This window comes from Maribacter sp. 4G9, assembly GCF_002742265.1.
In the GTDB taxonomy this organism is placed as follows: domain Bacteria; phylum Bacteroidota; class Bacteroidia; order Flavobacteriales; family Flavobacteriaceae; genus Maribacter.
In genome coordinates this window covers 160,353-182,979 of record NZ_MDGL01000149.1, presented here as the reverse complement: position 1 = coordinate 182,979, position 22,627 = coordinate 160,353, and the positions used below count along the sequence as shown (strand labels likewise).

At 41.6% G+C, this 22,627-nt stretch carries 19 protein-coding genes; 6 read left to right on the top strand and 13 right to left on the bottom strand.

Translation table 11 applies throughout. From position 1 onward, the window contains the following. Nucleotides 1-61 precede the first annotated feature (61 nt). Nucleotides 62-2,314 (top strand): catalase/peroxidase HPI, encoded by a 2,253-nt coding sequence (gene katG, locus BFP75_RS14925; RefSeq protein ID WP_099546158.1) that lies wholly within the window; start codon nucleotides 62-64, stop codon nucleotides 2,312-2,314. A gap of 209 nt (nucleotides 2,315-2,523) precedes the next feature. Here the strand turns inward: katG and BFP75_RS14920 are convergent, their stop codons facing one another. Continuing rightward, nucleotides 2,524-3,237 (bottom strand): 3'-5' exonuclease, encoded by a 714-nt coding sequence (locus BFP75_RS14920; protein WP_099546157.1) that lies wholly within the window; start codon nucleotides 3,235-3,237, stop codon nucleotides 2,524-2,526. Between the two features lie 90 nt (nucleotides 3,238-3,327). Here BFP75_RS14920 and BFP75_RS14915 point away from each other — a divergent pair, with 90 nt between their 5' ends. Beyond that, on the top strand, nucleotides 3,328-4,473 hold the full coding sequence (locus tag BFP75_RS14915; protein WP_099546156.1) for a hypothetical protein: 1,146 nt from the start codon (nucleotides 3,328-3,330) through the stop codon (nucleotides 4,471-4,473). 187 nt (nucleotides 4,474-4,660) lie between these two features. Here BFP75_RS14915 and BFP75_RS14910 read toward each other — a convergent pair whose 3' ends face one another. The 4 genes from BFP75_RS14910 to BFP75_RS14895 form a co-directional block, all read right to left on the bottom strand. Beyond that, nucleotides 4,661-5,134 carry a methylated-DNA--[protein]-cysteine S-methyltransferase gene (locus BFP75_RS14910; protein ID WP_099546155.1) on the bottom strand — a complete coding sequence of 158 codons (474 nt, stop codon included), beginning with the start codon at nucleotides 5,132-5,134 and terminating at the stop codon, nucleotides 4,661-4,663. A 6-nt stretch (nucleotides 5,135-5,140) separates the two neighbouring features. Further along, nucleotides 5,141-6,289, bottom strand: a complete 1,149-nt coding sequence (locus BFP75_RS14905; protein WP_099546154.1) for a CNNM domain-containing protein — start codon at nucleotides 6,287-6,289, stop codon at nucleotides 5,141-5,143. A 131-nt stretch (nucleotides 6,290-6,420) separates the two neighbouring features. Then, nucleotides 6,421-7,719: a serine hydrolase domain-containing protein gene (locus BFP75_RS14900; RefSeq protein ID WP_099546153.1), complete on the bottom strand. Its 1,299-nt coding sequence runs from the start codon at nucleotides 7,717-7,719 to the stop codon at nucleotides 6,421-6,423. Nucleotides 7,720-7,783: 64 nt separating this feature from the next. Continuing rightward, on the bottom strand, nucleotides 7,784-8,743 hold the full coding sequence (locus tag BFP75_RS14895) for a helix-turn-helix transcriptional regulator (RefSeq protein ID WP_099546191.1): 960 nt from the start codon (nucleotides 8,741-8,743) through the stop codon (nucleotides 7,784-7,786). A 215-nt stretch (nucleotides 8,744-8,958) separates the two neighbouring features. Here BFP75_RS14895 and BFP75_RS14890 point away from each other — a divergent pair, with 215 nt between their 5' ends. Further along, entirely contained in the window at nucleotides 8,959-9,450 is a 492-nt protein-coding gene (locus BFP75_RS14890; RefSeq protein WP_099546152.1) for a DinB family protein, read from the top strand. Between the two features lie 2 nt (nucleotides 9,451-9,452). Beyond that, on the top strand, nucleotides 9,453-9,671 hold the full coding sequence (locus BFP75_RS14885) for a hypothetical protein (protein WP_099546151.1): 219 nt from the start codon (nucleotides 9,453-9,455) through the stop codon (nucleotides 9,669-9,671). A gap of 29 nt (nucleotides 9,672-9,700) precedes the next feature. Here BFP75_RS14885 and BFP75_RS14880 read toward each other — a convergent pair whose 3' ends face one another. Then, nucleotides 9,701-11,281, bottom strand: coding sequence for a serine hydrolase domain-containing protein (locus tag BFP75_RS14880; RefSeq protein WP_099546150.1), 1,581 nt, complete (start codon nucleotides 11,279-11,281; stop codon nucleotides 9,701-9,703). Nucleotides 11,282-11,363: 82 nt separating this feature from the next. Next, the gene (hemB, locus tag BFP75_RS14875) at nucleotides 11,364-12,356 is read right to left on the bottom strand and encodes a porphobilinogen synthase (RefSeq protein ID WP_099546149.1); all 993 of its coding nucleotides are present in this window, start codon (nucleotides 12,354-12,356) and stop codon (nucleotides 11,364-11,366) included. 126 nt (nucleotides 12,357-12,482) lie between these two features. Between hemB and BFP75_RS14870 the strand changes: the two genes are divergently transcribed. Next, on the top strand, nucleotides 12,483-15,113 hold the full coding sequence (locus BFP75_RS14870) for a DEAD/DEAH box helicase family protein (RefSeq protein WP_099546190.1): 2,631 nt from the start codon (nucleotides 12,483-12,485) through the stop codon (nucleotides 15,111-15,113). Here the strand turns inward: BFP75_RS14870 and BFP75_RS14865 are convergent, their stop codons facing one another. The 6 genes from BFP75_RS14865 to hemA all read right to left on the bottom strand — a co-directional run bounded on the left by BFP75_RS14865 (nucleotide 15,114) and on the right by hemA (nucleotide 21,403). After that, nucleotides 15,114-15,902 carry a PhzF family phenazine biosynthesis protein gene (locus BFP75_RS14865; RefSeq protein WP_099546148.1) on the bottom strand — a complete coding sequence of 263 codons (789 nt, stop codon included), beginning with the start codon at nucleotides 15,900-15,902 and terminating at the stop codon, nucleotides 15,114-15,116. Between the two features lie 3 nt (nucleotides 15,903-15,905). Then, nucleotides 15,906-16,808: an oxygen-dependent coproporphyrinogen oxidase gene (gene hemF, locus BFP75_RS14860; RefSeq protein ID WP_099546147.1), complete on the bottom strand. Its 903-nt coding sequence runs from the start codon at nucleotides 16,806-16,808 to the stop codon at nucleotides 15,906-15,908. Continuing rightward, on the bottom strand, nucleotides 16,798-17,340 hold the full coding sequence (locus tag BFP75_RS14855; protein WP_099546146.1) for a GNAT family N-acetyltransferase: 543 nt from the start codon (nucleotides 17,338-17,340) through the stop codon (nucleotides 16,798-16,800). Before BFP75_RS14855 ends, hemF begins: the two co-directional genes overlap by 11 nt. Before the next feature lie 76 nt (nucleotides 17,341-17,416). After that, nucleotides 17,417-18,439, bottom strand: a complete 1,023-nt coding sequence (gene hemE / locus BFP75_RS14850) for a uroporphyrinogen decarboxylase (protein ID WP_099546189.1) — start codon at nucleotides 18,437-18,439, stop codon at nucleotides 17,417-17,419. 130 nt (nucleotides 18,440-18,569) lie between these two features. Beyond that, on the bottom strand, nucleotides 18,570-20,150 hold the full coding sequence (hemC, locus tag BFP75_RS14845) for a hydroxymethylbilane synthase (RefSeq protein WP_099546145.1): 1,581 nt from the start codon (nucleotides 20,148-20,150) through the stop codon (nucleotides 18,570-18,572). Then, nucleotides 20,147-21,403: a glutamyl-tRNA reductase gene (gene hemA, locus BFP75_RS14840; protein ID WP_099546144.1), complete on the bottom strand. Its 1,257-nt coding sequence runs from the start codon at nucleotides 21,401-21,403 to the stop codon at nucleotides 20,147-20,149. The genes hemC and hemA overlap by 4 nt, the downstream gene beginning before the upstream one ends. Before the next feature lie 196 nt (nucleotides 21,404-21,599). Here hemA and BFP75_RS14835 point away from each other — a divergent pair, with 196 nt between their 5' ends. Continuing rightward, nucleotides 21,600-22,493, top strand: a complete 894-nt coding sequence (locus tag BFP75_RS14835) for a helix-turn-helix transcriptional regulator (protein ID WP_099546143.1) — start codon at nucleotides 21,600-21,602, stop codon at nucleotides 22,491-22,493. The last annotated feature ends 134 nt before the right edge of the window (nucleotides 22,494-22,627 follow it).

Below are 22,627 nucleotides of genomic sequence, written 5' to 3'. Positions count from 1 at the left end.
ATTGATGTCCGTAGGTAAATTGGTATCTTTACAGTTACTGGAACTTAAAAACTTAGACACAATGGATACTAGCAAAAATCCCCATGGAGAAGCATGGGACGTAAATGATTCAGAAGCAGCGGGCTGCCCATTTTTGAACGGGCAAATGAACCAATCCGCGGGCGGCGGAACCTCAAACCGTGACTGGTGGCCCAATATGTTGAACCTAAACATATTGAGGTTGCATTCATCCAAATCGGACCCAATGGATCCGGATTTCAATTATACCGAAGAATTCAAGAAATTGGATTTGGCGGCGATCAAGAAAGACCTTACTGATTTGATGACCGATAGCCAAGATTGGTGGCCTGCGGATTACGGACATTATGGCCCCTTCTTCATTAGAATGACCTGGCACGCAGCAGGAACCTATAGAATTTCCGATGGACGAGGCGGCGGAAGTACCGGTAACCAACGTTTTGCCCCTCTGAACAGCTGGCCGGATAATGCCAATTTGGACAAGGCCCGATTATTATTATGGCCTATCAAACAAAAATATGGCAAGCAGATTTCCTGGGCAGACTTATTGATCTTGGCCGGGAATGTTGCCCATGAGTCCATGGGACTCAAGATGTTCGGTTTTGGTGGCGGTCGTGAGGATATCTGGCAACCGGAAGAGGATGTTTACTGGGGTTCCGAAACCGAATGGCTGGGCAATAAGGAACGTTATGATTCCGATGGCAACAAACTGGAAAATCCGTTGGGTGCTGCCCACATGGGACTCATTTATGTGAATCCGGAAGGGCACAATGCCAATCCCGATCCGTTGGAAGCGGCACACTACATTCGTGAAACCTTTGGTAGAATGGCGATGGACGACTATGAGACCGTAGCCTTGATAGCTGGTGGACATACATTTGGGAAAACGCATGGAGCAGCCAAGGATACAGACTATTTGGAACCAGAACCAGCGGGAGCGGACATCACTATGCAGAGCATGGGATGGAAGAACAACTTTGGAAGCGGAGTTGGTGCGGATACGATTACAAGTGGATTGGAGGGTGCATGGAGCCAAACGCCTACCCAATGGAGCCACAACTATTTTAAAAACTTGTTCGGGTTTGAGTGGGAATTGACAAAAAGTCCCGCCGGAGCCTGGCAGTATAAGCCGGTTGGCGACGCCGGGGCCGGAACTGTTCCCGATGCACACATCGAAGGAAAGACGCACCAGCCTTTTATGTTGGTAACGGATATGTCCTTACGTATGGACCCGGCTTACGAAAAGATATCAAGACATTTCTTGGAAAACCCTGATGAATTTGCGGATGCCTATGCAAGGGCCTGGTTTAAATTAACACACAGGGACATGGGGCCTGTGGATAGATACTTAGGGCCTGAAGTACCGGAGGAGGTGCTTTTATGGCAAGATCCAGTGCCTGAGGTAGACCACGAGTTGGTAAATGATTCCGATATCACTGAATTGAAAAAGAATATATTGGCCTCTGGATTATCCTTGTCCAGTATGGTTTCTGCAGCTTGGGGCGCAGCCTCCATCTATCGGGATTCTGACAAACGTGGTGGTGCCAATGGAGGAAGGATCCGATTGGCCCCTCAAAAGAACTGGAAAGCCAACAATCCCAAGCAGTTGGCTGAGGTTATCGATACCTTGGAGCGTATCCAAAAGGAATTTAACGACGCTCAATCCGGAAACAAAAAAGTATCCTTTGCGGATTTGGTTGTCTTGGCAGGAACCGCTGCAGTTGAAAAAGCGGCGCATAACGCCGGTCACAAGATAGCGGTACCATTCGCTCCAGGAAGAACGGATGCGACCCAAGAAAATACCGATGTTGAAGCATTCGAAGCTCTGGAACCATTGGCAGACGGATTCAGAAACTTTACCAAAGGAAAGTATTCCGTAAAAGGAGAGGAATTATTGGTGGATAGGGCCAATCTTTTGACCTTGACCCCACCGGAAATGACCGTATTGGTAGGAGGTATGCGCGCTTTAGGAGCCAATGCCGACGGGTCTAACCACGGTATTTTTACCGATAAAAAAGATCAGTTGACCAATGATTTCTTCGTGAACCTATTGAATATGGGAACTACTTGGAAATCTATATCGGATGATGATTCCCTGTTTGAAGGAACCGACCGTAAAACGGGCGCTAAGAAGTGGACAGGCACCCGTGTGGACTTAATTTTTGGATCTAACTCGGAATTGAGGGCCCTAGCCGAAGTATACGCCACTTCGGATGCCAAAGAGAAGTTTGTAAAGGACTTCGTAAAGGCGTGGACCAAAGTAATGAACTTGGACAGGTTTGATTTGAAGAAGTAATCCAAACTAACTCGACACTTTTCTATAAAAGGGTAGCCAATAGGTTACCCTTTTTTATGTGCCATTACGAGGGCTATATGGCTGTTTTTTATTAATTAAGGGCGTTGCTTTTGGAATTTGAGTATGATCATCAAAAAACCAACAACCAGCAACCATCAACCAAAAATCGAACAACCAACAACCAAATTCCCCCTTTGGGGGCTAGGGGGCTACACTTTCTTTATTTGATGATCTTCCAAAAGAGGGTCATTACGAAGCCTGAGAAAGACCTGAGCGGTGGTAACCACATCCAGTTCACAATAGGTGATGATACGGTCCAAATCGTTATCCTCATAAAAAACATCTCTCACCATACTGCCATCAATGTCTTCCTTAGGGGAGGGTATGCCCAAGATGTTCGTCATCAGCTTTAAGGAGGTATAATGCTTGTAATCGCCAAACTTCCACAGGTCCATCGTGTCCAAATGGGGAACTTCCCAAGGTTTTTTTCCAAAGAGATCCAATTTCCAAGGCAGGGAGATTCCATTAATGATCATCCGGCGGGCGATATAAGGAAAATCGAACTCCTTACCGTTGTGTGCGCATAGCAAGTGTTTGGCTTCGCTGAAATGACCATTCAAAAGATTTTTAAAGTCCTTTAATAGTTTAGTTTCATCGCCGTGAAAAGTGGTGACCCTAAAGTGGAGGGTTTCACCTTGCATTTTAAAATATCCTACCGAAATACAGATTATTTTCCCGAACTCTGCCCAAATACCTGCCCTATCATAAAATTCTTCTGCAGTAAAATCCTCCCTACGCTGATATTTTGATTTTTGTTCCCAGAGTTCCTGTTTTACATCGTCCAATTCTTGAAAATCCGCCTTTTCAGGTACGGTTTCAATATCCAAGAATAGGATGTGTTCCAAGTTAATCTTGTGCAGCATAGTTTTGGCATTCCTAAGAGTCAGTAATTTAACATATTTTATTTAATATTTAAGGTCTTCTGAATAGCTTAAAATAGGTTATATTTAAACATGGGGGCAACTAAAATCAGATTGGAAGGGACATTCGTGAAATTCTTTAGTATATCGATTTTTTGCGGTTTTCTGTTGCTCATTTCTTGTAATAAGGATAGCTCGGAGAATCCAACTATTGATGAGGCCATAAACCTAACGTTGATCGGGGAGGATTTGGACAAGGTCTACCAGTACGATTATAATAGTGAAACCGATGAGGGCTTTCAAACGGACTTGTCCAGCGAATTGGGCATATCAAATGATTATTTGACCTTGCGACAGCTCAATGACAAGCTTTCTTTTTTTTCGTTGTCCAACGGAGCCATTTCCTTGCACCAAAAGGATTTGGTTTCTTCTGGAATTACCACCTATACCGAATTTTATACCATTACGACGGAGCGGTCTTTGGTTTGGGGATTTAGCAATGATAATTCGGTTTATTTTGGTTTGTACAAGCCCTTTGGATCTACCAATTTGGCCCTACGCATTGTCGATTTGGAAACTTTGGAGGGATTTGATCTTGCTATTGAATTTGGAATAGACCAATTATTTCAACCGTTATATCATGATGGTAAACTGGTGATTACCTATAGAACAGGGGATGGGGAGTATAAAATCATACTTTTTGATACCCAAACGGAAATCATTTCCAAAACATTGGAATTAAAGAGCAGTAAGCCTAGTGTTTTGATTACCGAGGACGGCGAATTGGCAATTTTTGCCCAGAATGATAATGAAAATACGGTTTTGGAACTTTTTGACATGGTCAATCTCATTAGCATTTCCAAAAATGAACTGCAGTTTGACCATCCCTTTCCTACAGGTCCAATCAATGGAACCCTTGCGGATGGCAAATTATATTACGAATATACCTATCCACAACCCTTTAGCTTGGTCAAAGGACCTGCAATTTTCGATATTTTGACCGGCACCAATACTGTTTTGGATTTATCGGGGGCCATTGAAAAATTGAATAGTGAAAAGGGCTTGGATATTCAACCTATTTTAGGTCAATACCTTTCCGGTAAAAATGTGTTCGCAATTTCATATACTTTACCGAATGGTGAAATTTATGAACCCGGGGGTTTTCTTCTACTTTCAAGCGATGGAAAGCTAAGGGCACAGAAAAATTTGAATTTTGTCCCTACCTATTTTGTGGATTAAGGTTTATAGACCAAGTGGTCTATCACATAGTTTGACGGAGTTAAAAATCGGGAAGGGTTTATGGACAAAAGTGATTTTGACTAAGTCAAAAAGCAATATTCTCGGTTTTTGATTGGATGTTATCTAGGGGAACCGACTTTTCGGTCGGTTTGTAAGAAGGTAGGAAACACAATAAATGAGGAGAATATTAGAACAAGGATTGCTGCTTTACAGGATTCTCGTGCTCCAAAAGCCATTTTTTTCGGTGTAGGCCACCGGCATATCCGGTAAGGGAACCGTCACTACCAATAACGCGATGGCAAGGGACTACGATCCAAAGCGGATTTTTTCCGTTGGCCGAGGCCACGGCCCTAATAGCTTTAGCATCGCCCAAGGTTTTACTTAAATCCAAATAGGAAACAGTTTTACCATAGGGGATTTCCAGAAGGGCTTTCCAAACGGATTTCTGGAAATCGGTGCCGGATGGATTCAGTACTAGGTCAAATTGTGTTCTAGAGCCCTCAAAATATTCTTTTAATTGATAGACGGCATCCTCTAATTCGATGGGAATAATATCCGTGGGTTCTTCGTTGGAATCCAAAACGGTTATGGCAGAAAGACCGTTTTCGTCGCCTTCCAACTTTGTGGTACCCAAGGGCGTGTGGATAAATGCAGTTTCCATTTGCCGTTATTCTTCTTCTTTTTCCTCGGCTGATTCTTGTTCTACTGGATTTTTTTCAATGACTCCGCTCTTTTTGGCCCTATTTTCCCAATTCCTACGGGCCAGAAGTTGTAGATCGGCTACATTATCGCTTTCATCCATGATTTCGAGTCCTAGGAGGGTCTCTATAACGTCTTCCATGGTTACAAGGCCGCTAACGGAACCATATTCGTCCATGACCAAGGCAATATGCTCCCTTTTGTTTACGAAGGTATCGAACAACTTGGGAATGGGAGTATCACGCTTGGTCAGTAAGATGTCACGTTTAATTTCTAGCAAGGGCAAATCACCGTTTTCATGGATGATTTCCTCATAGACGTTGTCCTTCAAAACGAAACCGGTAATGTTGTCCACCTTTTCCTCAAAAATTGGTATTCTGGAGAAGCGCAGTTTTGGGTTATCTTCAAAAAAGGCTTGGATGGTTTTGTCCGAGGAAGCAATCTTCATCACCGCCCGGGGGGTCATAATATCCTTTACCTGAACTTCTTCAAAACGTAATAAGTTTTTAATGATGGTCGATTCCGATTTTTGAAATACTCCTTCCTCATGGGCCATGTCCGTCATCGCCGTAAAGTCTTCCCGGCTCAAAACGCTACCGTGATGGCCTTTGCCACCTACCAATTTGGTGAATAATTGTAATAACCACAACAATCCGGTATATTTTAGAGCTAGCACCATCGCCTTAAGTGCTTTAGAGGTAAAATTGGCCAGTTGTCTCCAATACGTAGCGCCGATAGTTTTTGGAATGATTTCCGACGCGACAAGAATCAATATGGTCATAAGGGTAGATACTACCCCTACCATGAGGTCTTCGGTGAATTCAATACCCATAATAGAGCGTTTGGCCGTACCATAAAGCTCCGCATACGCTACTTTGGCCTGAACACCTACCAAAATGGCACCCACGGTATGGGCAATGGTGTTTAAGGTCAATATGGCGATTAGGGGTTGGTCAACATCTTGTTTCAGTTCTTCTAGGGTTATCGCATACGTTTTGCCCTCCCTTTTTTTTACATTGACAAAAGTTGGGGTGATGCTCAGGAGTACAGCCTCCAATATGGAGCATAAAAAGGAAAAGAAAATGGATATGAGGGCATAAAAAATGAGAAGTCCCATAAGTCGATTTAATGAGTGTCTAAGATACCAATTAAATCCGTCTACACCATAAACAGATATCTTTTAGGTTATGGATTTTTGGATGAGGTCAAAAAAGAAATTGGGGATAAGAATTGAAAGGGTTTTGATTTTCATTGGTTTGCCAATGCCTTGTAAAAAACCTGCTGTACGGCCGACCTTATATTCAAGTCGTAAAGTGCCCGATGTTCCCTGGTTGGAAAGACCCTGTTGGAAAGAAAAATATATACCAATTGGTTCTTAGGGTCTGCCCAAACAAAAGTTCCCGTAAATCCGCTATGTCCAAAGCTTTCCGCACTTACTTCAGGGGCAGGATAGGCATCCTTCAAGGCCAGGGTATCGTTGCCTAACGAAGGTTTGTCAAATCCCAAACCTCTTCGATTATCGTTTTCCGGATATTGCACCATTATAAATTCCTGGACCACTTCTTTGGGTAAAATCTGTTTCCCTTCAAAGGCGCCGTAGTTTAAATACAGCTGCATGATTTTAGCCAAATCTTCGGCTGTGCCAAACAATCCAGCATTACCGGAAATACCGCCAAGCAAGGAAGCATTCTCGTCATGCACCCAACCTTGGGTAAGGGTATGTCTATAGAGGGTATCCATTTCGGTGGGGACAATGAGATTGGGATAGTTTTTGGTCGACGGGAGAAAACCTAGGGTCTTGGCACAAATGGGCTCATAAAAGTTTTCGGTTATATATTGCTCATAGGGAACCCCTGTGAAATCTGTGATAATTTTTGGAAAAAGAAGAAAAGTCAACCCGGAATACCGATAGGTCTTATCCTCCGAAACCTTGGACCGGTTGATCATTCGGTACATTTTTCGATTAAATCTTGTTTTTACGTAAATACTGTCAAAGGCCTGTTTTTCAAAGCGATTGCTTTTGGATTTTCGTAAAAACCTATTTTTAAACCGACCGTTCTTTTTTAATGTTTCGTTTAAAAAGACAATGTAGGGTTCCAGTCCTGCCTGATGGGCTAAAATCTCTCTAAGCGTGATATCTTTTTTGTCTTTTCTGCGCTTCCAAGGTTTCCAATAGGTACTAAAAGGGACATCCAAACCTAATTTGCCCTCGCCCACCAATTTCATGATGGCCGGTAATGGTCCTGTAATTTTTGTTACCGAAGCGAGGTCGTATAAATCGTCCAAGGTCACGGGCTGAATACTGTCATACGTGTGATATCCAAAAACCTCGTGAAAAATGATGGAATCGTTTTTGGCAACCAATACCTGGGCTCCCGGAAAGGCCTTGTTTTTTATACCATTTGTTATGATGGAATCTACTTGATTATAAACCAACTGATAATCAAATTGGTTCAAATCCCCCGCAACCTGTTCATCGCTATATTGTTGTCCTGAAAGAACATTCGAACAAATTCCAATAAATAGATATAGGATAGTTTTTGGCATTATGGTGATGTTAGTCTTTCAAATATAATCCTTGAAGTTCATTGGATGGCTGCCTATATTCAATTTATTTAAGGCCTTCCTGCGTTTGTAAAAGAATCTCCGCTACTCTTTTTTTCAAGGATTCCGGTTCCAAAATTTTGGCATAATCCCCAAAGGAAAGAAACCATCGGGAAAAATAATTCTGTACATCATCCACCATAAAGGTCATCTCCACGTGATTCCCCTTTATGGTTTCCGAGACAAAACCTTGATGTTTTTTACTGGCTCCTAGGTATTTACTTATTTTTTTGTCAACAAGAATTCGCACCTTTGTTTTGTTCTTGACTTCGTTTCGTTTTCGCAAGTCGTCCAGTGTTTTGTGTTCCAAAATGAAGGGCTTGGCAGTACCAACAATTTTTAAAATCCTATCGGTCCTAAATTGTCTATAATCGTTTCGCAGGTGGCAATACCCCATAACATACCAATAGTTATTTTCATTAAAAACACCTATAGGTTCAATATTTCTTTCCGATGGTACATCCGCCTCCAACGCGGTATACCGCAAAAAAACCTGTTTCTTTTCAGCAATACTTTCAAAAAGAATTTCTAGGGCATTCGGTATATTTTCATTTAACAATTGCTGGTTCGGAAAAATCCTCACCTGTGATTCCAGAGCTTCCACCCACTTTTTTTCCCTTACCCTAAGTACCGACTTCACCTTGTACATGGCCGCTTCGAAGTAGGACCCCAAGGACTTATCTGTAAATTGTTGCATTAATTTTTCCGCAGCGACAAAACTGCCGGCCTCCTCACGTGTAAACATGACCGGGGGAAGGCTATAGCCCTCCATGATAGAATATCCAACACCTGCTTCACTGGCAATGGGCACTCCTGAAGCTTCAAGGGTTCGAATATCCCTATAGATAGTACGTTGACTCACCTGGAATCGATCTGCAAGTTCCTGGGCCTTTACAATACGTTTGGACTGCAACTGTATAAATATCGCTACAATCCTATCAAATCGTTTTACGGTATCCATTCCCATAATAGATCGGCCTTTCTCCCAAAGATAGGACAAGATTTTAAGGTCAAATGTCCATTTGGCATCCATTTTAGCATTCCTTTTGACCAAAAATAGGTCTAGGTAGTGACAGCAGTATGTCAGGAGCAAAATTATTTTGATTTCCAAAGCACTACTGACAAAGGGTTGTCATAGGGCGCGAATATCTTTGTTGTCATAATCAATAAATAATAAATAGTATGGAAAACACGATTAAAGGAGCAACTCAGGTTATTACTTCAAATCAGTTAGTGGAACATTGGCAGGGTCACAGAAGACTTACTCGAAGTGTTATCGAAATATTCCCAGAAGATGAACTCTTTATGTATAGTATTGGAGGTATGCGTCCCTTCGCTGATATGGTTTTGGAACTTTTGGGCATTGCGGAACCGGGATTACGTGAAATTGTAACGGGGCAAACGGCTCAATTGAACGAACATTTTGACCACGGCAACAGCAAGGCGAAATTACTGGAAGCTTGGGACAGTGCCACGGAGCAACTAAACAAGCTATGGGCGCAAATGGAAGAAATGGACTTTCAGAAGCAAATCGTATCTTTTGGACAATACCCTGGAACGGTACAATCTTCCCTATTTTATTTTCTTGACAATGAAATGCATCATCGTGGTCAAGGTTATGTATATCTACGTTCCCTAGGGATTGAACCTCCTATGTTTTATGACAGAAGCTAAGTATGAGAACAGTATTGGTTTTTAAAACTTCTGTAAGAAAAAAGGGTAAGGTGAAATATCTTGCCCCTTATTTAAACGAATTGATAAATGACCATGGGCGATGGAACTTTGATCTGGAGGATTGCGATAACATTCTTCGCATAGAGACTCTAAATCCAAATCCTTCGGCTATTTCAGAACTCTTGTCTCAACGGGGCTTTTTCTGTGAGGAATTGCATTGATGAGAATAGCTGGATGACATAAAAATAGGCTAGGGTTTAATTCTCATTTCCAACTGTTGGATTTTCGGGTCAATTTCAGGATTTAAGGTAAAGAAAACAGAGATGGTGCCATGTTTGCCATAAATTTCAAAATCTCCCCGTAACTGGTTTCTGGGACGTATTTCCCCGATGGAATCTATTTCCCCGATAGTTTGTTTCAAATCGGAAATGTGTTGGGTTCGTTTTTCCAGGGAACGGTCCAAAAAGAAATTATCCGCAAACAAGGTGGTGTCCATCCCAGTTTCCCATGTTTTCAAAGCGGATACCAATTGGTCTTTCTTGTTTTTAAGGATTTGGGAAGCTACCTTTTTTCTAGGTTGCAATTCCAGTTCCTCAAACAGTAATTTAGAGATTTCATCCAAGGGCAAAGGTCCGGTATAGGTTAAATTGCCAAAGGCCATAATTCCTATACCATATTCCGGAAAAAAGGAATAGTTACTACCATAACCGGGCAAAGCCCCACCATGGGAAACCTTTATGATTCCTTTGCAATCTTCCGATATTCCCAGCCCATATCCATAGCCGGAGACCCTTGCACAGGGCTCGTTATTCCAATCGGTTGCCCAAGAGGATAGGTACGGATATTGGGGCGTATGCATTTCCCGGAGGGTACTCCGTTTTACGGGCCCATTGTCTCTTTCGCTTCTGGGTGGCCATGCGGAGAGGTGAAAGCTCACATATTTTGAAAAATCGGCAATCGTGGTAATCAGCCCACCCATGGAACCGAAGACGCCATCGTGCAATATGGGTTCGGGCTTCCAAGTGTCGTCCTCATATCGGTATCCGTGCACTAGCATGTCTTCGGGTACTTTTTCATATTCCCAGTAAGTATGCTCCATAGCCAATGGTCGTAGGATATTTTGGGTAATGTACTCCTGATAGGTGTTTCCGGACACTTTTGCCACAATCTGGCCCAACATGCCATATCCTGTATTGCTATATTCGTATTGGTAGGAAGGAACTTTGGAGAGGGAAAGTCCCTCGGCCAACATATTTTCCAACATTTCCGTAGCATCGTTCAAATGGCGATCGCCCCAAGGGTTGTCCTCCGGAAAGCCTGCGGTCATCGTTAGCAGGTTCTTTATGGTGATTGCGGGGGAATCTTGGGTTAGGTATACCAAGGTGTCCAACTGAGGAAAGTAGTTTGATACAGGGTCGTCCAAATCAAGCTTGCCTTCGTCCCGCAATTTTAAAATGGCCATGGCCGTAAAACTCTTGGTCATGCTCGCAATCCGGAAGGCTTTTGTAGGGCTGGCTTCGATTTGTGTTTCAAGATCAATAACACCATAACTTCCGGTAAGTACCAGTGAATCGTCCACTACAATGCCGTAGCTGATGCCCGGAATATGTCTGGCTTTTGCATTGGTTTCAAAAATCCCCTGGATTTTATCCTGTGCCCCAGTAATTTTACCGGTCCGCTGATCATTTTCAAATTTTGGAGGGATATAATTGCTGGAGAACCGCTGTGCTTTTTCCGTAGGGCCGGGAGTAACTTGCTCTTGGGTCTGATGTTTACAGGCACCCAGTATAATAAAGCAGGACAGGGAAGCGTAGAAAAAGACATTTTTCATAAAAGGGAGGTTTGGTTCCCTTTAAAGATAATGCCTTTGGTGGAATTTTACATTGTATGTGGATGTTGAAGGCGGAGTAATTTTAGGTATTAAGCAGTTTGACAACATCTTTAGCGAAATAAGAAGCGATGATGTTGGCCCCGGCGCGTTTGATTGCGGTCAATTGTTCCATCATTACGGCATCATGGTCCAGCCAGCCTTTTTCGGCAGCAGCTTTTACCATGGCGTATTCGCCAGAGACCTGGTACACGGCAACAGGCACGTCCACTTCGTTCCTAATTTCACGGACAATATCCAAATAACAAAGTCCGGGTTTTACCATGACTATATCGGCACCTTCGTCAATGTCCATTTGGGTTTCCCGGATAGCTTCATACCGATTGGCATAATCCATCTGATAGGTCTTTTTGTCCTTGGGAACGTTCTTAATATCCACGGGCGCAGAATCCAGCGCATCTCGAAACGGACCATAAAAGGCACTGGCGTATTTGGCACTATAGCTCATGATTCCAGTGTTGCTATAACCTTCATCCTCCAAAGCTTCGCGAATGCTTAGGATCCTGCCATCCATCATATCACTGGGAGCCACAAAATCGGCACCGGCCTTGGCATGCGAAACGCTCATTTCAGAAAGAATTTCAACGGTTTCGTCATTTAGGATTTGTCCGTCGGCCACAATACCATCATGCCCGTAAGAGGAGTAGGGGTCCAAGGCGACATCGGTCATGACCAGCATTTGTGGGCACGCATTTTTTACGGTTTTCACGGCACGTTGCATCAATCCATCTGGATTCAGGGCTTCGGTACCTTTGTTATCCTTCATTCCATCTTCCACTTTCGCAAAAAGAAGCACGGAACAGAGGCCCATATTCCAGAGTTCCTTGACCTCTTTTTCCAAATTGTCCAAACTCAACCTGAAATAATTTGGCATGGAGGCAATCTCTTCCTTTATTCCTTTACCTTCTACGATGAAAAGGGGTACTAAAAAATCATCCGGACTGATGATAGTCTCCCTGACCAATCTTCGTATGGATTCGGATGCGCGTAATCTTCTATTTCTTATGAGTGGGTACATTAACTATAGTCTCTTAGTTTATAGTATACAAAGTAAAGAAAATGAATTTTAGTATTGATTGTTTGCCCAATATAATTGGAACCTGAAGCGTTTTTACCTAGTATTGGTTTTCCAAATAAGCACAAATTGACAAGTTTCAAATCATTAAATTTCAAATATTCCTGGAGAAAATACCAAGAGGTTTTTTTAAATCATTTCCAAGAACACATTAAAGACAACCATTTACATGTGATTGCTCCTCCGGGATCAGGAAAGACCTTGCTGGGTTTAGAGATAGTAAGACGGATTGGAAAACGGACAATAGTGCTTTCGCCTACTCTTACCATTCGTAATCAATGGGAAGAACGGCTTCAAGAGTTTTTTACCGATAAAAGATATTATGAAGGTGCTTCCTTTGATTTAAACGATTTAGGAGATATTACTTTTTCAACCTATCAAAGTTTACATGCATTATATAAAAGAAGTAAAGATGAAAAGGCTTTTCTAGACTATTTTAAAAGTGCCGGAATAAAAGCCGTTATTTTGGATGAAGCGCATCATTTGAAGAATGAATGGTGGAAATGCCTGTTTTCTTTAAAACAGCTACAGGATTTGACCATTGTCGCCTTAACAGCTACTCCGCCTTTTGACAGTTCACAGGCGGAAATTGAGAGGTATTTTGAATTATGTGGGCAGGTGGATGACGAAATTGCAGTACCCAATTTAGTAAAAGAGGGTGATTTGTGTCCCCATCAGGATTTCATTCATTTTTCTCTACCAGAAAAACTGACCATCGACCATATCGTAGATTTTAGGATGGGCGTTGCTCGTATGCTTGAAAATTTAAAGAAAGACCAACAATTTATAGAGCATATCAAAGGGCATCGGTTCTTTACAGCTACCTTAAAAAATCTTGATGAAATTTATAAAAACCCTGCGGTTTTTTCTGGTCATTTAATTTTTCTGAATTCTGTGGGACATCATATTTCTAAGGAAAAACTAATGGTTTTAGGTTTTAGGGGGAATAACCAAATCGATTATCCTAAATTTAATATAGAATGGGCGGAAGTTGTTCTAAATCATTTGTTTTTTGATGACATAAAAAATTATGGAAATAATTCGTATTTGCTGTCTTTGGAAAAGAGATTGAAGCGAATGGGTGTTCTAAAAACAAATCGTGTAGATTTAATAGGCTCTGATACTTTTTACAAAGTACTTGCCTCAAGTCCGAGTAAATTGAGGAGTATAGTTGAAATTACCAAGGCTGCTCAAAAGGAGCTTAATTCTGACTTAAGAATGGTGGTGTTGACAGATTATATAAGAAAGGAATTTCTTTATGTCAACAACGACTCCACTGAGACGGTGAAAATGGGTGCTGTACCTATTTTTAATAATCTTATAGGAGAGGTAGGGAATATCTCTAAGATTGCCGTTTTGACCGGTAGTCTGGTCATCGTAAGTGTTGAGGTTTATAATGAAATTATTGAAAGATTTGGTGCTGACGTAGTCTCATTTACACCCATGGATAAAAATGACAACTTTGTATATATTCATAAAATAGTCAGAAGTATTGGTGTTTCTCTTGTAGAGAGTATCACCCAGTTGTTCCAAGAAGGTTCTATTAATATACTGATAGGAACAAAATCCTTGTTAGGTGAAGGTTGGGATGCACCCGCCATAAATACCTTGATTCTGGCATCCTCTGTTGGTTCTTTTGTGTCATCAAATCAAATGCGTGGTAGGGCTATAAGGACCTATGATAAAATCCCCAATAAAACAGCGGTTATTTGGCATTTGGTCTGCTTAGACCCAATGGATGAGTTCGGTGGAGCCGATTGGGTCACTTTAAGTAGACGGTTTTCTGCTTTTATGGGAATTTCGAATGATGAGCCACTAAGGATTGAGAATGGAGTGGACCGTTTGGATATTCATTTACCTAAAACAGAGGAAGACATAAGATTTATCAATTCGAAAAGTATAGAAAATTCAAAAAATACCGACTTGATTACAGCACATTGGAACAGTGCAATTGGTACTGGAAGTGTGATTTCTCGTGAATTGAAAAAATATTACGATGGAAATACTAGCTATCAACGTCAAAATCAACTTTATTTTAAGGATGTTGTGATTGCCTCATTTATCGAAATAATGTTAGGCTTGGCATTTTTCATCCCTGAGCTAGCACTTAAAAATATCAATGTTATTTTAAGTGGAGGATGGATAAAATTTATTTATATCTTATTATCGGCGTTAGTTTTGGGATATGGATTAAAGTTCTATAAGGCAATTCTTTTATTTGTGAGACACGGAAATTTACACAAGGAAATCTATAAGATGGGTATGGCAACCCTGAAAACGCTACAAGAATTAGGATATATTGAAAGTACTTCCAAAGATATAGGGCTTCAAGTAGATTTAGGTCCTAAAGGTACCGTAAGTTGTATACCGGTTGGTATGACAAATTATGAAAGCACATTATTCATAAATACATTGGGTGAGATTATAGCTCCTATTGACAATCCTAGGTACCTTTTACAGCGAAAGGAATGGTTTAGGAATTTACTAGGGTTTAAGCGTTTTTATGTAGTGCCAAGGGTCTTAGGGGAGAAAAAAGAAAAATCAGAGAAGTTTCTTTACCATTGGGAGAGAAATGTAGGTAGTTCCCGACTGATTTATACTAGGCACATAAAGGGACGAAAAATATTATTAAAGGCAAGGATGTTCCACATCTCCAATAATGAAGGTGAGAATATAGAAAAAGCCTTGATTTGGCATTGATTAAATTATTATGAACCCCTCAAGATAACAAACCGCCTGCCCTGATATTTTCACCCTTTTTCCCAAATATTCACAGGTCAAGCTTCCTCCACGCTGCGATAATTGTTGGGCACTCATCAAAGTTTTGTTCAACTTTTTTGACCAATAGGGCGTAAGGGTCGTGTGTGCCGAACCTGTAACCGGGTCCTCGGGGATGCCGCACTTTGGGAAAAAGGCACGGGACACAAAATCAACTGCATCTCCTTTAGCCGAAACGATGACACCCCTGCAATCCACTTGGTCCAATAAGTGAAAATTCGGCCTAATATTTTCAATATCTTGCTGGTCTTCGTAAATCAACAAGTAATCTGTTTTCCCTTTAAAAGTTTCCAAGGGTTGCTTTCCAATGGCTTCGTTGATTTCGTTTATACTTTCAAAGGGAACTAGGTAGTCCGTTGGAAAATCCATGGTCATTTGTCCGGTTTCATCACTTTTTACCAGAAGTTCACCGCTTCTGGGCGAAATAAACCTAATGGTATGTTCTTTGTAATCGTAATAATTTAAGATAACGTAGGCAGTGGCCAAGGTAGCGTGCCCGCACAGGTCGACCTCTACTTCTGGTGTAAACCAGCGTAGTTCATAATCATTGCCACGAGGAACGGCAAAAGCTGTTTCCGCCAAATTATTTTCCGCGGCTATTTTTTGCATGATATCATCGGGCAACCAGGTTTCCAATATGCATACGGCTGCCGGGTTACCACCAAAAAGCTTGTTCGTAAAAGCATCGATTTGATATATTTTTTGTTTCATAGTTTAAATCCAGGCTTTTGGTTTTTGCAGTACGTTAATCAGTTTTTCTTCGGCACTACCTGCTTCAGGATGATGGTCATATCGCCATTGCACATGGGGTGGAAGGCTCATTAATATACTTTCAATACGACCGTTGGTTTTTAAACCGAAAAGTGTGCCCTTATCATGAACCAGATTGAATTCCACATATCGGCCCCTTCTGATTTCCTGCCAATCCCTTTGTTCTTGGGTATAGGGAAGGTCTTTACGTTTTATAACAATTGGTATATAACCATCTAAAAAACTGTTTCCTATCTCGGTAACAAACTTGTACCAGTCTTCCATGGACATTTTATCCGTCGCCTTGCAATAATCAAAAAATAGACCGCCGACGCCTCTAGCCTCGTTCCGATGCGTATTCCAAAAGTATTCGTCGCATTTTCTCTTATAGGTGGGATAAAAACTGGGGTCGTGTTTGTCACATGCCGCTTTGCAAATTTCATGAAAATGTTTGGCGTCTTCCTCGAATAAATAATAGGGGGTCAAATCCTGCCCTCCACCAAACCACTGATCCACGACGTTTCCATCGTTATCATACATTTCAAAATAGCGCCAATTAGCATGTACGGTGGGCACCATAGGGTTTTTTGGGTGTAGGACCAAACTTAGTCCGCACGCAAAAAAATCGGCATCTTTTACCCCAAAATAAGCCTGCATACTTTCGGGCAAAGCTCCATGCACCCCCGAAATATTTACGCCTCCTTTTTCGAATACATCCCCATTTTCAATGACCCGTGTTCGTCCACCTCCACCTTCGGGCCGTTCCCAAAGATCTTCTTGAAATTTTGTCTTGCCATCAATGGATTCAAGTTTTTTGGTGATGGTATCTTGAAGTGTATGTATATACTTATAGAATTTATCCTTCATTGGTTTTAATATAGAGTTCCATATCCATAGGTGCCATTTCCGGAGGTTGGTGTTCCTTAGGCAAGGTCTCCTTCCAGACATAGCCACATTTCTCCGCAATACGTATACTCGCTGGATTTGTCCTATGTACAATAATCCGTAATGTTTTTAAGTTCAATTCCTTAAAAGACCAATTGGTTATTTCCTTCACTGCCATGGTCGTTATGCCAATTCCTTCATGCTGGTACCCAATACAGTAAGCAAGCTCTGCCTCTTTTTGGGTGTAATCCAGATTTTTTACAAACAACAATCCCGCAACCGTTCTGTCTATCGTGTTCTTTATGACGAATAAAAACTCGTTTTTACTTTTAAAGTCCTTGATCTTTCTATCTACAAAGAGCTGGGATAGATCCGGAGTTAGGTTCTCGGTCAAGGTCCGTGGGAAATAGGTCTTTAGTCTAGAGGTATTGACCGTTACAAAATCGCAGATTCTCCATGCGTATTTTTCATGAATGGGCGTTATTTCAAAAGTACCGTTCGCTATGGAAATCATTCCTTAAAAATACGAAGTCTTGATACCTCTGGAAAGGTAAATTGCACGTTTTAAGGAAATATTAATTCCAAAGGACTTACCTAAACTCCTTAACGGCATCAATAAAGGCCTTGGCATTCTCAACGGGAACGTTGGGAAGAATTCCATGGCCCAAATTCACCACATATCTATCCTTTCCAAATTCGTGGATCATTTGAGTGACCATTTTCTTGATTTCAGATGGAGGTGACAATAACCTGGCCGGATCAAAATTGCCTTGTAAGGTTATTTTTCCACCGGTAAGGTAGCGTGCATTTTGTGCGGAACAGGTCCAATCCACACCAAGGGCCGAGGCCCCTGATTGGGACATTTCCTTGAGTGCAAACCAGCATCCTTTACCAAAGACGATTACTGGGGCATCTTCCTTAAGGGCGTCTACGATTTGTTGTATGTATTGCCATGAAAACTCTTGATAATCCGTAGGTGACAACATTCCTCCCCAAGAATCGAATACCTGTACGGCGTTGACGCCCGCCTTTACCTTAGCTTTCAAATAGGCAATGGTGGTATCCGTGATTTTTTGCAACAATTCATGGGCTGCCACCGGTTGTGTAAAACAGAATTCCTTGGCTTTGTCAAAAGTCTTACTGCCTTGTCCTTGTATACAATAGCAAAGAATGGTCCATGGAGATCCCGCAAAACCTATCAACGGCACTTCATCATTTAATTTCTCTTTGGTAGCGGTAATGGCCTGCATCACATAATCCAATGCCTCTGCTACATCAGGAACGATAACTTCATCAACGTCCTTTTGGCTTCTTATAGGGTTTGGTAGATAAGGTCCAAAATTAGGTTTCATTTGAACCTCAATGTTCATTGCCTGTGGAATCACCAAGATATCGCTGAAGAGAATGGCAGCATCCATACCAAACCTTCTGATGGGCTGTACCGTTATTTCCGAAGCCAGTTCTGGGGTTTGACATCGGGTAAAAAAGTCGTATTTCTCCTTGATTTCCATGAATTCTGGAAGGTATCTGCCTGCCTGTCGCATCATCCAAACCGGAGGTCTCTCTACTGTTTCACCTTTTAGGGCCCTAAGGAATAAATCGTTCTTTATCATATGTTTATTGCTCGTTGCTCGTTGCTCGTTGTTGGTTTTTGGTTTTTGGTTGATGTTTGATGGCTGATGGTTGTTCGTTATTGCCAAACATTTTTTTTGAGCTTGATTCTTGCTCTTGAACTTGTAATTTCTAACTACCATAATCCCCATTTACCAAATCAATAACACTTTCTGTATCGGGAATTTTCGCAACTTTCACTTCCCTGAAATGTTTCCGGGCTTCTGTTGCCGTGGTTTCCCCAATGCAATATGCAATTGGATGTGGCTTGTTTTTTAACAAATAACTTTCTACAGCAGAAGGGCTATAAAACAAAATACCTTCAACCGATTCCGTTATGGATTTGCCGGAAAGTTTGGTCCTGTAGGCCTCAATTTTGTTTACGGTAATCTGGTTATCCTCCAAAATGCTGGGCAGATGTTCCAAACTCAGGTTTCCATGGAAATAGGTGACTTCTGTACCCTCTATATATTCCACCAGATACTTCGCCAAATCTGTAGCACTGTTTTCAAAATGGGTCACTTTTCCAATCTTTTTCCGAATAAGTCTCCTTGTTTTCCTGCCTACGCAGTAAATATTCTTAAATTGAAGTTCTTCCGGACTTATGTTCGTCAATAGGCTTTCTACAGCATTCTTACTGGTAAAAACTACATTTTTATGTTCTTTTTTTAACACTACTGGAGAAATCCTGTTAGGGCTAATCTTTATAAAATCCTCGGAATCAACTTTTATGGAGCCCTTGAATCTTTGTAATTGGGCCTCGGTCAGTTTTTTTGTGGAAAATATATTGGTCTTGAGGTCAGCACCTTGTAATTGGTTCATAAGGCGTCTTCCCCCGCGGCTTAAAATACTTCGTGCGGCATCAATCCCTAGGTTTTTATGTTTGCCCAAGGGTGCCGTTAAGGAAGCTTCAAGCTTTTTTGATCCGTCAACGGTCAGAAGGACCCCTTTGAGGTTTACAACGTTCTCTTTATCTATATAGGCCAATGCGCCAATAGGGGCCGAACACCCACCTTCCAATTCCCTTAGGAAATCACGTTCCACTTTTGTGCAGATTTCGGTTTCCCCATGGTTGAGTTCTGCACAGATTTCACGAATTTCCGTATCGTTTTCCATAGCTACTACCATGATAGCCCCTTGTGCAGGTGCGGGAACCATCCAAGTGAGCCCTATGGTATTTTCTGGTTCCAGTCCTATGCGTTCCAATCCGGCGGCCGCAAATATGGCCCCGTTCCAGTCGTTGTCCTTCAACTTTTGTAAACGGCTGTTCACGTTCCCCCTAAGATCTACTACCGTATGGGAAGGATATCGGTTGAGCCATTGTGCTTTACGTCTTAAACTGCCGGTAGCCACAATACCATCCGGAGAACCCAAAAACTCCTCATTGTTCTTAAAGGCCAGAATATCCATATAGTTGGCCCTTTTGAGAACCGCAGCTTGAACAATGCCTTTTGGGAGTTGGGTAGGAACATCCTTCATGGAGTGCACCGCTATATCGATATCACCATGGAGCATGGCCACGTCCAAGGTTTTGGTAAAAATACCTGTTATCCCAAGTTCATACAGTGGTTTGTCCAAGACCAGGTCGCCGGTTGATTTTACCGGAACCAATGTTACGGAATGGCCTAATGCCTCAAGTTGCTCTTTAACGGTATTGGCCTGCCATAGTGCCAATTCACTATCGCGCGTGCCTATGCGAATACTTTTACTCATTTAGTCTCTAGCTCTAATTGAAACACTTTTTGGATAAGCTCTAGGCTAGAATCAGAATCAATAGTGTCGTCCTTAAGATGGTTGGCAAATTGCTTGGTGATTTTCTGGATGATCCTGTTGGATATGATTTCGGCCTGTTCGGCGTCAAAATTCGAGGTTTTTTTGGATTGATAGTCCAACTCTTCATCCTTCATGGTCTTTAGCTTCATTTTAAGTGCCTTGATAACGGGAGCAAATTTACGCGTCTCCAGCCATTGTATGAAATCCTCCTTGACTTCTTCAATGATAGCTTCCGCTCTTGGGATGAAAAGCTTCCGTTTCTCCAGGGTTTCGTCCGTCATTTGGGATAAATGGTCCAAATGTAGGAGGGATACGTTATCCAGTTCCAAAACGTTGTCGTCCACATTTTTAGGAATTGAAAGATCTAAAATTAATAAAGGGTTCTTTGTGTAAATGAGTTCTTTGCAAACCGTAGGCTTTTGCGCCCCTGTGGCTACTACCAGAACATCTGTTTTGCGTATTTCCGCTTGCAGGTCACCATAATCCTTAACGGTAAGATTAAACTTGCCACCCACTTTATCCGCTTTCTCCTTTGTTCGGTTTATTAAGGTAATATGTGGATTTTTGGTATGCTTGATAAGATTTTCACAGGTGTTTCGTCCAATTTTCCCCGTACCGAAGAGAAGAATGTTCTTTTCGAAAATATTCTCAACGTTGTTTAATATATATTGAACCGATGCAAATGCCACCGAAGTTGCACCCGAAGATATCTCGGTTTCATTTTTTATGCGTTTGCTGGCCTGGATGACCGCATTGACCAAACGCTCTATGAACGGATTGGCAATATCCTGTTTTTTGGAACGGAAAAAACTCTGCTTTAACTGACTGATGATTTCAAAATCACCTAAAATCTGACTATCCAGTCCCGTTCCAACCCGAAATAGGTGCGAAATAGCTTCCTTGTTTTTATAGACATAGGCCACTTCTTGAAACTCCTCCACACTGCCAAGGGAAAAGTCGCACAATAATTTGATCAATTGAAAGGGATGCTGGGCAAAACCATGAAGTTCAGTTCTATTACAGGTGGAGGTGGCCAATAACCCATCGATACCCTGTTCCTTTGCTTTTGCCAGGAGTGCCGTCATGGATGCCTCGTCCAAACTGAATTTTCCTCTTACCTCCGCATCGGCCTTTTTATAATTGAGGCCAATCGTATAAAAGGAGTTGTGTTTAGAAATGTGATAGTCCTTCATAGTTGCGGCGACAAAAATAAACGCATCGATTTAATAAAAATAACGCTAGAGGAACTATAAGCGTCGGTAGAAGTGATTTTAGATAAAAATACAATATAAATCGGCTCAAAACCCCTATTTTTACAACGTCTAACGAAAATCTTCTATCGTTATTGTTTAGATAGATTCTAAATAATAACATTTAAGTTGCGAAAGTATGGAAAGCAAAAACATCGCCCAAGGTTCCTTCGAGGAACTACTAATAGAAAATGGATTTTATGTACTTAAAATTCAGAACAATACTTCAGAAACAAAGAACGTCACACGCGAGATCAACCGCAGTTATATCCAATTCCACTTCTGTTTAAAAGGAGGTGGGAAGTTTGTTTTTAACCAAGGAACCTATGCCTTGGAGGTATCCGAGGAGAATTCGTTGTTGCTTTATAATACGCAATTGGATTTGCCTTTGAACCTTATGTTGGCCCCAAATTCATGGATGGTTACCGTGGTAATGAGTATCCGTAAATTTCATTCCTTGTTTTCAGATGAGGCCGGTTATATTCCCTTTCTTAGTGAAGAGAACCAGGAAAAGAAGTATTATGCACAGGAACCGGTATCGCCCCCAATCGCTGTGGTTTTGAGTCAGATCATTAACTACAATCTGCATCCAACGATAAAAGGACTTTATTTAAAAGGCAAGATATATGAATTGATCGCTCTTTATTTTAATAAAAATACGGATGCCGATGTAGAACAGTGTCCGTTTCTAGTAGACGAGGATAACGTGAAACGGATCCGAAGGGCCAAGGAAATCATTATTTCCAATATGGCCGAACCACCGACCTTGACCGAGCTTTCCAAAGAAATAGGCCTGAGCTTAAAGCGTTTAAAAGAGGGATTTAAGCAAATCTATGGCGATTCCGTTTACAGCTTTCTCTTCGATTATAAAATGGAACATGCCAGGAAATTACTGGAATCCGGACAATACAACGTGAACGAGATCGGGTTGAAAATTGGGTATAGTACCTCAAGCCATTTTATCGCCGCTTTTAAGAAAAAGTATGGGACAACGCCCAAGAAATATGTGATGGCGTTGGCGAGTAGTACTTGAATTTAACAAACTAAGTAGTTTGTATTCGAAATAAGGACAATGAGTTTTAGAGGTATTTTTGCTGTTCATCGATAAAACCTAGTTAGTTTCCGGTATATTCAAAAAGACTTCTGCCTTTTCTAATTGCGGGAACA

Coding starts and splice junctions, on each gene's coding strand:
- hemA (WP_099546144.1), bottom strand. CDS start 21,403: ATGAAGGACTATCACATTTCTAAACACAACTCCTTTTATACGATTGGC.
- hemB (WP_099546149.1), bottom strand. CDS start 12,356: ATGTACCCACTCATAAGAAATAGAAGATTACGCGCATCCGAATCCATA.
- BFP75_RS14885 (WP_099546151.1), top strand. CDS start 9,453: ATGAGAACAGTATTGGTTTTTAAAACTTCTGTAAGAAAAAAGGGTAAG.
- hemE (WP_099546189.1), bottom strand. CDS start 18,439: ATGATAAAGAACGATTTATTCCTTAGGGCCCTAAAAGGTGAAACAGTA.
- BFP75_RS14855 (WP_099546146.1), bottom strand. CDS start 17,340: ATGATTTCCATAGCGAACGGTACTTTTGAAATAACGCCCATTCATGAA.
- BFP75_RS14835 (WP_099546143.1), top strand. CDS start 21,600: ATGGAAAGCAAAAACATCGCCCAAGGTTCCTTCGAGGAACTACTAATA.
- BFP75_RS14910 (WP_099546155.1), bottom strand. CDS start 5,134: ATGGAAACTGCATTTATCCACACGCCCTTGGGTACCACAAAGTTGGAA.
- hemF (WP_099546147.1), bottom strand. CDS start 16,808: ATGAAGGATAAATTCTATAAGTATATACATACACTTCAAGATACCATC.
- BFP75_RS14865 (WP_099546148.1), bottom strand. CDS start 15,902: ATGAAACAAAAAATATATCAAATCGATGCTTTTACGAACAAGCTTTTT.
- BFP75_RS14905 (WP_099546154.1), bottom strand. CDS start 6,289: ATGGGACTTCTCATTTTTTATGCCCTCATATCCATTTTCTTTTCCTTT.
- BFP75_RS14920 (WP_099546157.1), bottom strand. CDS start 3,237: ATGCTGCACAAGATTAACTTGGAACACATCCTATTCTTGGATATTGAA.
- katG (WP_099546158.1), top strand. CDS start 62: ATGGATACTAGCAAAAATCCCCATGGAGAAGCATGGGACGTAAATGAT.
- BFP75_RS14915 (WP_099546156.1), top strand. CDS start 3,328: ATGGGGGCAACTAAAATCAGATTGGAAGGGACATTCGTGAAATTCTTT.
- BFP75_RS14895 (WP_099546191.1), bottom strand. CDS start 8,743: ATGGGAATGGATACCGTAAAACGATTTGATAGGATTGTAGCGATATTT.
- BFP75_RS14890 (WP_099546152.1), top strand. CDS start 8,959: ATGGAAAACACGATTAAAGGAGCAACTCAGGTTATTACTTCAAATCAG.
- BFP75_RS14900 (WP_099546153.1), bottom strand. CDS start 7,719: ATGCCAAAAACTATCCTATATCTATTTATTGGAATTTGTTCGAATGTT.
- hemC (WP_099546145.1), bottom strand. CDS start 20,150: ATGAGTAAAAGTATTCGCATAGGCACGCGCGATAGTGAATTGGCACTA.
- BFP75_RS14880 (WP_099546150.1), bottom strand. CDS start 11,281: ATGAAAAATGTCTTTTTCTACGCTTCCCTGTCCTGCTTTATTATACTG.